The 13,125-nt window shown below is 50.9% G+C and carries 8 protein-coding genes; all 8 read left to right on the top strand.

The features are described 5' to 3' along the window. Position 1 precedes the first annotated feature (1 nt). The 8 genes from FPG75_RS07540 to FPG75_RS07505 all read left to right on the top strand — a co-directional run bounded on the left by FPG75_RS07540 (position 2) and on the right by FPG75_RS07505 (position 13,052). A complete protein-coding gene (locus tag FPG75_RS07540) occupies positions 2-1,885 on the top strand; it encodes a RagB/SusD family nutrient uptake outer membrane protein (RefSeq protein WP_236652741.1) in 1,884 nt (627 codons plus the stop codon). Positions 1,886-1,915: 30 nt separating this feature from the next. Further along, positions 1,916-3,073, top strand: a complete 1,158-nt coding sequence (locus tag FPG75_RS07535; protein WP_143306150.1) for a DUF5000 domain-containing lipoprotein — start codon at positions 1,916-1,918, stop codon at positions 3,071-3,073. Positions 3,074-3,098: 25 nt separating this feature from the next. Then, a complete protein-coding gene (locus FPG75_RS07530; protein WP_143306149.1) occupies positions 3,099-4,292 on the top strand; it encodes a DUF4998 domain-containing protein in 1,194 nt (397 codons plus the stop codon). A gap of 5 nt (positions 4,293-4,297) precedes the next feature. Further along, positions 4,298-5,653, top strand: a complete 1,356-nt coding sequence (locus FPG75_RS07525) for an alpha-L-fucosidase (RefSeq protein ID WP_236652740.1) — start codon at positions 4,298-4,300, stop codon at positions 5,651-5,653. A gap of 326 nt (positions 5,654-5,979) precedes the next feature. Further along, entirely contained in the window at positions 5,980-6,807 is an 828-nt protein-coding gene (locus FPG75_RS07520; RefSeq protein WP_143306148.1) for an SAM hydrolase/SAM-dependent halogenase family protein, read from the top strand. After that, a complete protein-coding gene (locus tag FPG75_RS07515) occupies positions 6,804-7,097 on the top strand; it encodes a putative quinol monooxygenase (protein WP_143306147.1) in 294 nt (97 codons plus the stop codon). The genes FPG75_RS07520 and FPG75_RS07515 overlap by 4 nt, the downstream gene beginning before the upstream one ends. 173 nt (positions 7,098-7,270) lie before the next feature. Then, the gene (locus FPG75_RS07510; protein ID WP_143306146.1) at positions 7,271-10,468 is read left to right on the top strand and encodes a glycosyltransferase family 117 protein; all 3,198 of its coding nucleotides are present in this window, start codon (positions 7,271-7,273) and stop codon (positions 10,466-10,468) included. Between the two features lie 154 nt (positions 10,469-10,622). Then, the gene (locus FPG75_RS07505; RefSeq protein WP_143306145.1) at positions 10,623-13,052 is read left to right on the top strand and encodes a TonB-dependent receptor; all 2,430 of its coding nucleotides are present in this window, start codon (positions 10,623-10,625) and stop codon (positions 13,050-13,052) included. Positions 13,053-13,125: the final 73 nt, after the last annotated feature.

The following is a 13,125-nucleotide window of genomic DNA, read 5'->3' as shown; positions in this document are numbered from 1 at the left end:
AATGAAAAATCTATATACACCGCTCCGGCGGATCATGCCATGGGGGCTGTTATGCACGCTTGTGCTCTGCCTGGCATCCTGCAAAAAATTCCTCGACGTAGTGCCGGATAATGTTGCCACGATCGATAATGCATTCACCATGCGCGCAGAAGCAGAGAAATATCTCTTCACCTGTTATTCTTATCTGCCCTCCTCCGCAGACCTCAGCGGAAACCCGGCACTGCTGGCAGGCGACGAGTTCTGGATGGTACGCCCCTACAGCACCAGCGAAGTGCCCTGGCAGATCGCGCAGGGATTCCAGAATGCGAATAACGTGTATATGTCGCAATGGTCGTATTACTTCAAGGCGCTCCGCGATTGCAACATCTTTCTTGATAATATCCATAAGGTAGTAGACATGCGCCCCTCGGAAATAAACCGCTGGGTGGCGGAAGTGAAATTCCTGAAAGCCTACTATCATTTTGTGTTGCTGCGCATGTATGGCCCTATTCCCGTTATTGACAAGAATCTGCCCATATCCAGCACCGCCGCACAAACACAGATACCAAGGCAACATGTGGATACGGTATTCAACTATATCAGCAACCTGCTGGATACCGCCGCTGCCGGCCTGCCGGAGATCATCGCCGACAGATCCACCGAACTGGGACGCATCACCCGGCCCATCGCGCTGGCCATCAAAGCCCGCGTGCTTGCCACCGCCGCCAGTCCGCTCTTCAACGGCAACACCGATTATAACGGGTTCAAAAACTACGACGGCTCCGCCATGTTCAATCCCGTATATGATGCCGGCAAATGGAAGAAAGCGGCCGACGCCTGCAAAGCCGCTATCCAGCAATGTGAAAGTGTAGGCATGGTATTGTATTCATTCAACCAGCTGGGATTTAATCTCTCCGATACCATGACCCGGCAGATGTCTATCCGCAACAGCACCTGTGAACAATGGAACCCGGAAATCATCTGGAACAATCCCAACACCAACACCCGCGAAATGCAGCGGCAAGCCATGCCCCGCCTCGATCCCGCCAGGATAGCCAACGAATCGGTAGTAGGCAGCGTAGCCCCCACGATGAAAATGGCGGAACTGTTCTATACCGATAAAGGCGTTCCCATCACAGAAGATAAAACCTGGGACTACGCCGGCCGCCTGCAACTCAGAACCGCTACACATGCCGAAGGCGAACTGATACAGGAAGGCTATACCACCGCATCCCTGCACTTCAACCGCGAGCCCCGCTTCTATGCCGACCTCGCATTTGATGGCGCCGTATGGATGATGCAGAAAAAAACATTTCACATCGAATCCAAAGCCGGACAATGGCAAACAAGAAAAAATATTTATGATAACAACGTTACCGGCTACTTCGCCAAAAAATTGATCAACTGGAAAAATGAAATACTGGAAGGACAAGGCGTATACATTGAATCCTATGCCTGGCCTGAAATGCGCCTCGCTGATCTCTATCTCCTCTACGCCGAAACATTGAATGAAGTAGCAGGGCCAGGGCCGGAAGCATTTCAGTATATCGATAAAGTAAGGGCCAGGGCCGGACTGCCAGGCGTGCAAACATCCTGGCTCAACTACTCCCGCCAGCCAGCGAAATGCCAGACACAGGACGGATTACGGCAGATCATCCAACAGGAACGACAGATAGAACTGGCCATGGAAGGCGCCCGCTTCTGGGATCTCCGCCGATGGAAAAAATGTATGGACGAACTCAACAAACCAGTTGCCGGATGGGATGTAGGACAATCTGATCCCGTCTTCTACTATCGGGTCAGAACCCTCTACCGTCAAAGCTTCCAGGTACGCAACTACTTTTGGCCGCTCGACAACTGGGACCTGCTCAACAATCCTAAACTGGTGCAAAACTTTGGCTGGTAAACATCTTCCCATCTTTCAATTGCTGATAACATGAAATCATATCATCTGCTTTTCTTCCTTGCCATCATGCTGATAACAGCCTGTTCAAAGGAAACCCACCAACCCGTGAATACCTCCGGCGAAAAACCGGACGTAGTAAAAAATGTGGTGGTCACTAATATGGCCGGCGCTGCAAAAATTTCCTATAACCTGCCGGACAACAAAGATATCCTCTACGTGAAAGCCGTATACGCCATACAGTCTGGCGCACGCCGGGAGATACGATCATCTTATTACAATAATTTCCTCGTGGTGGATGGCTTTGGCGATACAGCCACCCACGAAATTGCCTTATATGTGGTAAGTCGCAATGAAGCGGCATCTGATCCTGTAAAAACAACCGTTAAGCCTTTGTCGCCGCCCATGCTCCTTGTCCGGCAATCGCTGGAGGTAAAAGCGGATTTCGGCGGTATCAATATCAAATTCAAAAATCCCGGCGCTGCGGATGTAGCCATCGTAACGCTCACCACTGATTCGTTGGGCGTGTTCGGCCCTGCCGATATTCACTACACCAAACTGGAAGCCGGCAACTATTCCGCGAGAGGCTTCGCTGCCGAAAAAAGGAAGTTCGGCTTCTATGTGCGCGACCACTGGGGCAATCAGTCGGATACCCTCTTCATGGATATTACACCCATCTTTGAAAAGCTGCTGGATAAAAATCTTTTCAGAGAGGTGGACCTGCCGGGAGATGTTGGCTATGGCTGGGGACTGCCCATTCCCAATCTCTGGAACGGCGCCCTGTGGCATTCCGCAGACAAGCTCGATGGCATGCCCATGTGGATCACCTTCGATCTTGGCGTAACAGCCCAGCTAAGCCGCATCGGCTTGTGGCAACGCCCCAACGAATGGATATACCTGCAAAATAATGTGCGCGAATTTGAAATATGGGGCTCCACCAATCCCGCATCAGATGGCAGCTGGAGCAGCTGGACCAAACTGCTGGAACATACGGTGATCAAGCCTTCCGGGCTACCCGTAGGACAAAAGACCCAGGACGATATCGATGCCGCCATCGCCGGCGAACAAATGAACGTGCCGCTCGATGCACCGAAAGTGCGATATATCAGGATAAAAATACTCCGTACCTGGACCGACGGCGGCTATGCTGCCAACATACAGGAAATGAAATTCTGGGGTAACGACAAATGATCCATCATCTACCAAAAAAATCTTTATGCGTAATACCAGTCTCATAACAGGCATCCTGTTATCACTCGCCATCATCAGCGCTTGCAGCAAACAGGACGACTATAAAAAATATATCAGGAACGGAGAGATCATCTATACCGGCAAGGCCGACTCCCTGCGCATACAGCCGGGCCGCAACCGTGTGCAACTCTCCTGGCTCCTGATCGCCGATCCGAAAGTGAGCCGCTCAAAGATCTATTGGAACAACCGGAAAGACTCTGCCACACTGGATATTAAACGATCCGCCGGCGTAGATACCATCCGGTATGTTATAAAGAACCTGGAAGAAAGAGCCTATACATTTGAAGTGTATAACTTTGATAAGGACGGCAACATATCCGTGAAATCGGAAGCCACCGGTTTCGTATATGGCAGCCTCTATGAAGACGCCTTGCTGTCGCGCGCCTTCAGCAATGCCGAAATGAAAAACGGGCAAGCTGAAATATCATGGGTCAATATCGATACCACCGGCGGCATCATCGGCATGCAGCTGCAATATACCACCAGCGATCATATCGCGCACGATACCGTAATACCCGCCATTCCGCTCAAGCAGGTTACCATCCTCGCAAACTATCTTTCCATGAGCAGCTTCCGTTACCGCACGCTCTACCTGCCGGACCGCAGCGCTGTAGACACTTTCTACACCGCGTATCAAACTACGAATGTAAAAGAGGATATAACGCGCACGTATATACTAAATCCCGGCAGCCCTTTCAATAGAGACAGCAGCCAGCCCTTTGGCGGCAGGTTCGGACAACTGAGCGGCTGGAGCTATAACAGCGAAGCCGCCAGGAACGGCACTTACGACAATATCGGCGGCGTAGGCCGCCTCACCCTCTGGATATGGGACAATGGCGCCATCACCAATGGAAAAATATACCAGACCTTTACACTGCCCGCCGGCTCTTACAGGTTTGAAGCAGATATTTCCAATATCGACAATACCCTGGAAAACACCTATCTGCTCGTAGCTGCAGGCAATGCGCTACCTGATATCAGCAATGTAAGCTCGGCACTCAGCGCAGTAAAACTGCTGAACAACAATAACAAATATGCCTCGGCAGCATTCAGCCTGAACGCCGCTACCACCGTTACTGTGGGCTTCACCGGAACGTTTCAATCGCCCGCAGAACAAACCATCCGCGTCAATAAAGTATTACTGATAAGAGACAAATAACAAGCATGATGACAAAGCACCTGAAACATTTACTCGTGGCGCTGCTCATAGCTGGCAGCCTTCCATCCCTGCATGGCCAGGAGAAGAAAAAGATCGGCCAGGAAACAGCCGCACAGAAAGAGAAACGCATGGCCTGGTGGACGCACGACCGCTTCGGCATGTTTATCCATTGGGGGCTCTATGCCCTTCCCGCCCGGCATGAATGGGTAAAACATAACGAGCGACTTACCAACGAACAGTATCAAACTTATTTCGACTTATTTAACCCCAATCAATTCGATCCTAAAGCCTGGGCAAAGCAGGCGAAAGCCGCCGGTATGAAGTACGCCGTACTAACTACCAAACACCATGAAGGCTTTTGCCTCTTTGATTCCAGGTATACCGACTACAAAGCCACCAACACGCCCGCCAAACGCGATCTCGTGAGAGAGTTTGTAGACGCCTTCCGCGCAGAAGGCATCAAGGTAGGATTCTATTACTCTCTGATCGATTGGCACCATCCGGATTTTACCATCGACGATGTGCATCCGCAACGCGTAGATACCGACAAAGGCAATACCTATGCGCAACTCAACAAAGGCAGGGATATGAACAAATATCGCCAGTACCTGCGCAACCAGCTCACAGAGCTGCTGACGCAGTACGGGAAGATCGATATCCTCTGGCTCGACTTCTCCTATCCCGGTAAATACGGCAAAGGAAAAGATGACTGGGATGCCGTGAACCTGCTGAAGATGATCCGTAAATTACAACCCGGCATTATTGTCGACAATCGTTTGAACCTCGATGAATATGAAGATGGCGCCGATTTCCTCACCCCCGAACAGGTGAAAGTGGCCGAGCTGGCGCAGTACCGCGGCAAAACATGGGAAACCTGCCAAACCTTCTCCGGATCATGGGGCTACTACCGCGATGAAAATTCCTGGAAGAGCACACATGAACTGCTCGAACTGCTCATCGGATCAGTTAGCGGCGGCGGTAACCTGATCCTCAATGTAGGCCCCACTGCCCGCGGCAACTTCGACTACCGCGCCCAAAAGGCATTGGCCAATATCGGCGAATGGATGAAAGGAAACAGCGAAGCCATTTACGGCTGCACATTTGCGCCCGATGATTTTAAAACACCAGAAAACACAAGGCTCACCTATAACCCCGCCGCCAAACGCTTATATGTACATCTTATGGAATATACGCCCAGACTGGTTTTGCCGGGTTACAAAGGTAGAGTGAAGTATGCGCAACTGCTGCATGATGATTCAGAAGTAAAGATCACTACTGCGAATGATAAAGACCTCGCCATCATATTGCCCGACAAAAAACCGGAAGTAGAAATACCAGTAGTGGAATTAGTATTGGAGTAAAGACTCAAAAATAGAAAACGAATGCTGCAACAGGTTCACCGCTAAAATGGTGAACCTGCTTTTTTAATATGGAGCGCCTCCCGATGATAAACAATTAACTACCTTTAGCCGTTAACGTTAGTATATAAATATCACTGCAAAAAGTTCCTGTTAAAATAACATCGCATGTTATTTTTATCTTTCTTTGCAGTCAGGTTGAAGAAATAACCCCCATGGCATCTTTTTTGAAAGGAAAGCGACTCAATTAAGATGCCGTTCAAACGTGTGAATGACGGGTGTTAGCGGCGAAGGATCAAGCATAGTGATTGGGATTTAGATTTTCTGGCATGTCCATTATAACATTAACATCAGACATTGGTTTGCAGGATTACCTGGTAGGTGCCATCAAAGGGCAGCTCTGGCAATACTGCCCGGAATGTCATGTTACGGACATCACGCATCATATCAGCCCATTCAATTTGCCGCAAGCGACTTACATCTGCAAAAGCGCTTTTGCCTATTTTCCACTGGGTACCTTCCACTTCGTATTGATCAATCTTTTCGACCGCCGGCCCGATCATGTGCTGGTAGCGGAACACAACGGTCAGTACATCGGCTGCGCCGACAACGGCCTCCTCACCATGATCGCAGGCGGCATGCCTGAAAAGGTGATCAAGCTGCCATTGCCGCCAGATGCGCCGAAAAATACCTTCACCATCATCCAGCTGCTGGCATCGGCCGCACGGGAACTGAGCCGCGGCGCCGTGCTAGGCCAGCTCGCACCGCTTACCCAGCAGATCGTAGTGAAGAACAACCTGCAACCACTCGTAGGAGAAGACTTCATCGAAGGACAGATCATCCACATCGACAGCTTCGAGAACGTAGTGGTCAACATCACCCGCCGCGAATTTGATGCACAACGCCGCAACCGCAGCTTCCGCATCTTCTTCCGCCGCGATGAAGTGATCAGCACCATCAGCGAAACATACGCCGACGTACCCGAAGGCACCAAACTGGCCCTGTTCAACGCCGCCGGCTATCTTGAAATTGCCATCAATAAAGGAAATGCCGCCGGCCTCTTCGGCCTCCAGGGATTCCGCCGCGACCAGCTCACACAGCCCGCCGGATACCAACAACTGTCGTACTACCAAACTGTCAGAATAATCTTTCAATGATCAACCGACTCGTTAAAATGGAATTCGATCCGGAAAAAACCAACACCTTCCGGGAACTGTTCGCCCGCCAGCAACAGCAGATCCGGCAATTCCCCGGATGCCTGCACCTCGAACTGTGGGAACACCAGGCCTCCGGCAACACTTTTTTTACATTCAGCCAATGGGAGTCTGAAGCGGCCCTGGAAACCTACCGCCATTCCCAACTGTTCCGGGAAACATGGGCCGCCACCAAAGTCCTTTTCTCCGCAAAACCAGCAGCATGGACCGTTTCACCGGTATCCGCCTCCTGATAACCGCGCCCGGAAAAGGCATCCTGCAACGGTGTTTTTAAGGCCATTCTAATGCCTTTCTGCCGGAGCTTCAGCATACCAATTAAAAAGATATTTACAAAAAGTTAAAACTGTTCGGCAGATTAGCATAATTTGCTACTTTTTCTATTTTTGTCGGACCTTAAAACAACCTTATGAATTTTAAAAGGACCAACAACATCGTCGGGTGGATCATCTGCGTGATCGCCTGCTTTGTTTACATCAAGACTATGGAGGCTACCGGCAGTTTGTGGGACTGCGGCGAGTTTATTTCAAGTGCGTACAAGGTACAGATCCCTCACCCTCCCGGAGCACCACTGTTCGTATTACTCGGAAGATTGTTCAGCATGTTCCTGAAACCCTCACAGGCCGCACTCGGTGTTAACACCATGTCGGCCCTGGCCAGCGGCTTCACCATCCTGTTCCTCTTCTGGACTATTACGCACTTTGCCCGTCGCTTGATGGTAAAAGCCGGTGAAGAGATCTCCCGCGAGAAAATGATCGCCATTATGGGCGCCGGCGCCGTTGGCGCACTGGCCTACACCTTTTCTGATTCATTCTGGTTCTCCGCGGTAGAAGGCGAGGTATATGGTATGTCTTCCTTCTTCACCGCCATCGTATTCTGGGCCATCCTCAAATGGGAACATGAAGCGGATGAACCCTATGCCGACCGCTGGATCGTGCTGATCGCCTACCTGCTCGGCCTCTCCATCGGCGTGCACCTGCTCAACCTCCTCACCATCCCCGCAATGGTAATGGTGTACTATTTCAGAAAATACAAAGCTACCGGCTGGGGCACCTTCTGGGCCTTCATAGTAGGTTGCGCCATCACCGGCATCGTACAAAAATACCTCATCCAGGACACGATCAAAGCATCCGGCTATATGGATGTATTCTTCGTAAACTCCCTGGGAATGGGCTTCTTCTCCGGTTTTACTTTCTACTTCATACTCATCACCGCCTTACTGATCATCGGCTACCGCAAGCCTAAATTCGGCCTGTATGCCCCGCTGATCGTCATCGCTACCATCATCATCATTCCTGCTTTCAACGATACTTCCGGTGGCACCATCTTCATGAAGTTCTTACTGGCAGCGGTTTTCCTCGCAATACCCTATCTGCTGAAAGTGCTCGGCGTAAAGCTCAACAGCGGCAAGATCGCACACTTCAGCCAGCTCACCATCGCTTTCATCCTGTTCATGCTGCTCGGCTACTCTACCTATATCACCACCATGATACGCTCTACAGCCAATCCTTCTGTAGATATGTACAACGTGGACAACCCGATATCCCTGGTAGGTTACCTCGGTCGTGAACAGTATGGCGACTTCCCCCTGATCTACGGTCAGGTGTTCACTGCACGCCCTACTGAATATAAAGAAGGCGGTAACATCTACGCCCGCGGCGCTAAAAAATATGAAGTGTCCGGTAAGAAGATGGAACCCGTTTACGCCGCCGATGATATGATGCTCTTCCCGCGCGTATGGGATGGCAGCAACGATCAGGGCCATGCCGACTTTTACCGTTCCTGGCTTGGATTACAGCAAGGCGAAAAACCAGGCTTCGGCGATAACGTGAAATTCTTCCTGCAATACCAGGTCAACTTCATGTACTTCCGCTACTTCATGTGGAACTTCGCCGGTAAACAAAACGATACCCAGGGCTATGGCAACGTACGCGATGGCAACTGGATCTCCGGCATTCCCTTCCTCGATAATTTCATTTATGGAGATCAAAGCATGGTGCCAGATAGTTTGAAGAATAACAAAGGCCACAATACCTTGTTCCTCCTCCCCTTGATACTCGGTGTCGTTGGCTTCTTCTATCAATATAACCATCACCGGAAAGATACGCTGGTAGTATCCCTGCTGTTCTTCTTCACCGGTCTTGCTATCGTATTGTACCTCAATCAGGCCGGCAACCAGCCGCGTGAACGTGACTACGCTTATGTAGGCTCCTTCTATGCTTTTGCCGTATGGATCGGGCTGGGCGTACTGCCGATCTACAATTTCCTGAAACAGAAAACAAAGAGCGCCGCATCGCCCATACTGGCCACCGCCCTGTGTTTGGTAGCAGTGCCCATGCTCATGGCCTTCCAGGAATGGGACGATCACGACCGCTCCACCAAAACCGTTGCCAGAGACGTAGCCAAAGACTATCTCGAATCCTGTCAGCCCAACGCCATCCTCTTCACCGTAGGCGATAACGATACCTACCCGCTGTGGTACGCACAGGAAGTAGAAGGCATCCGCCCCGATGTAAGGGTGATCAACCTGAGCCTCCTGGGTGTGGACTGGTACATCGATCAGCAACGCCAGATGGTGAACAAGAGCGAAGGCGTGCCGATGTCATGGACACCAGACAAATACCGCGGCGAAACCCGCAACTACATCCGTTTCTTCGATCCGGGAAATATCCCTGCGGATAAATATTTCAACCTGAAAGAGATCGTGGCCTTCATGGGCAGCGATGAAGCCAACGCCAAAGTTAGCGCAGAAGGCGAAGGCGCTATCAACTTCCTGCCTACCCGCCAGCTCTTCATCCCGGTTGATAAAGCACAGGTGCTGAAAGACGGCGTAGTAAGCGCTGCCGACAGCGCGCGCATCGTGCCGCAAGTGACCTTCAAGATCGGTAAGAACTACCTGCTGAAAAATGACCTGGCCGTGTACGATATCATCGCTACCAATAACTGGAAACGCCCGATCTATTTCACCAGCCCTACTGATCTCGGCCTGAACGATTATCTCCAGGCAGATGGTCTGGCCTATCACCTCGTGCCACTGGCCAAACAACCATCCACCGATCCGATCGGCATGGACGTGAACGCCAACATCAACACGATGTACAACAACCTCATGACCAAATTTGAATTTGGCGGTGCACAAACACCCGGCACCTATTTCGATGAGCCTAACAGGAAACTGTTGCAGTATCTCCGTCAGGCCTATACGAAACTGGGCGTAGCCATGAGCGAAGAAGGCAAAAAAGACAGCGCCCTGAAAGCCCTCAACCACATGGACAAAAACATACTGGACAGCAACTTCCCGTATGCCATGACCTCTCCGGGCAACATGCATAACTACACCTCCCTCCAAACAGCTTATGCCTACTACATCGCAGGCGACGCCAAAAAAGGAGACGAGATCGCCAACAAGATCATCAAAGATTGCAACCAGCAGATGAGCTACTACAAATCACTGCCGGAAAGCAAGATCACAGAAGATCTGAAACGCGACGGCCAAACCGCCGCACAGATGATCCAATGGCTCGAACGTATGCGTGTAGACTTTGGCCCCGGCGCCCACACCAACAAGGAAGGCGGCCTGCAGGTAAGCACGGACTCTACTAAATAATTTCTTAAAATCATAAAGCACCAAAGCCAGGCTCCGCCTGGCTTTGGTGCTTTATGATTTTAAACATTTCCCGAATGCGTAAGTATTTTTCCTGATTGGAGACACAAAGCCAGCCGCACGGCCGGAACTTTGCACCCACATTTAACGGAAACTTATGAAGCATTTAACCACGGCAATAATGATACTGCTATTGATAGCAGGTAAAGTAGCAGCGCAAAGTAACACAGGTAATATCAAAGGCACCATCACCACCAGCGACGGACAAGCCGCCGCTTTCGTCAGCATACAAATTAAAAGTACCGGCAGAGGCACCGTTACCGACGCCAAAGGCGACTTCGCCCTTCGCAAGCTCGAACCCGGCGCATACACGCTGCTCGTATCTTTGATCGGTTATGAACCCAAAGAAGAAACCGTGCAGGTAACAGCAGCACAAACCACACATATCAATTTCCACCTGCAGGTATCCAACAGTCAGCTCAGTGAAGTCACCATCAAAGGCTCACAGAACAAACTCACCAACAAAGAGAGTGATTTCATCGCCAAACTGCCCATCAAAAATCTCGAAAATCCACAGGTATATAACGTGGTGAGTAAAGAGCTGATGAAAGAACAGGTGATCACTTCTTTCGACGATGCGCTGAAGAATACCCCCGGCGTAAACAGGCTCTGGTCTTCCACCGGCCGCCCCGGCGATGGCGCAGGTTACTACTCCATGCGTGGCTTCGTAGTGCAGCCTTCTATGGTCAACGGCGTTGCCGCCATCTCCAACAGCAACGTGGACCCTGCCAACATCGAACGCATCGAAACCATCAAAGGCCCATCCGGCACACTGTTTGGCAGCAGCCTCATTTCCTTCGGCGGTTTGATCAATATCGTTACCAAAAAACCTTATGATAATTTTGGCGGAGAGATCAGCTATACCGGCGGAGAATATGGCCTGAGCCGCGTTACCGCCGATGTAAACACACCGCTCAACAAAGACCATTCGGTAGTGCTGCGCACCAATGCCGCCTATCACTATGAGAACAGTTTTCAGGATGCAGGCTTCAAGAAATCTTTCTTCCTCGCGCCCAGCTTGTCTTACCAGGTGAATGACAAACTCTCTTTCCTCGTAAACGCAGAATTTTATAATGGTGAAAGCACCAATGCCACTTTCTTCTTCCTGAACCGCAGGCGCCCCTTTGTGGCGAAGACGCCGGCGGAGATGGGCATCGACTTCACCCGCTCTTTCACCAACAATGATCTTACGTACAAAGCGCCGTCCACCAACATCTTCGGGCAGGCCACCTACAAAATATCCGGGCAGTGGACTTCACAAACCAATATCTCCCGTAATACCCGCAAAAGCAATGGCTATTACACCTATATGATGTTCCTGGATAGAAGCCAGCCTACGCCGAACGATACGCTGCTCAGTCGCTTCGTGAGCTATCAGAACAGTACCTCCATCACAACAGATATCCAGCAGAACTTCATCGGCGATTTTCGTATAGGCGTGCTGCGCAACAGGCTGGTAGCGGGTCTCGACTTCCTCGCACAGGAAACATCTAACGATAATCTCCCTTATATGCTATTCGATCAGCTGAACGCTACCAACAATAGCGATCCGCGCTACCTGAACCTCACCCGTCAGGCCGCCGACGCCAAACTGGCCACGGCAAAGGGTTCCGACCGGGTAAAGAATCTTTCCTCGTCCTATACATACAGCGCTTACGTATCCGATGTGCTCAACATCACCGATCAGCTCATGGCCATGGCCAGCTTGCGCGTTGACTACTTCGATAACAAAGGCACGAAAGATTACGGTACCAACACCCGCAGCGGTAACTACAACCAGCTGGCCGTATCTCCGAAATTCGGATTGGTATACCAGGTAGTGAAAGATCAGGTAAGCCTCTTCGCCAACTACATGAACGGCTTTCAGAACGTAGCGCCGCAAACGCAGCCGCTGCCCGAGCTGAATGGCAACTTCAAACCGCAACAAGCCAACCAGTGGGAAGGCGGCGTAAAGCTCGATGCCTTCCAACATAAGCTGAGCCTCACTGCCAGCTATTACGATATCCTCGTCACCAACATGACCCGCGGCGCCTCCATTGAAAAAGACGGAAAAGAATATAACTATACGATCCAGGACGGATCACAGAAGAGCAAGGGCGTGGAACTGGATATCGCCGCCAACCCCTTGCCAGGCTTCAATATCATCGCAGGCTACAGCTATAACGACAGCAAAATGCGCAAGGCCGATGCCAGCATAGAAGGCCGCCGGCCCACCAGCGCAGGCCCTGCCAACCTGGCCAACCTCTGGCTCAGCTATACCGCTTCCAGCGGCAAACTGCATGGCCTCGGCTTCGGTATCGGCGGTAACTACGCCAGCGAAAATGTGATCGCAAACGACGCAACAGTAGGCCAATTCACACTGCCCTCCTACGCCATCCTCAACGCCAGCATCTTCTATAACGTTAAAGCCTACCGCCTCGCCCTCAAAGCAGACAACCTCGCCAACAAAGAATACTTCGGCGGCTGGACCACCCTCGAAAGACAGCAACCACGGCGCATTTCAGCGAGTGTCGCATTTAAATTCTAGCGGAGGTTGTCTTACTCAGGATTATAAAGATTAAAAGGATTGCCAGGATTTTTTTATCGGGATTATTAAGGAT

Origin of the sequence: Chitinophaga vietnamensis (assembly GCF_902167635.1) — a bacterium.
Classification (GTDB): domain Bacteria; phylum Bacteroidota; class Bacteroidia; order Chitinophagales; family Chitinophagaceae; genus Chitinophaga; species Chitinophaga vietnamensis.
The sequence above is the reverse complement of the archived record's forward strand: the minus strand, read 5'-3'. Positions and strand labels throughout refer to the sequence as shown.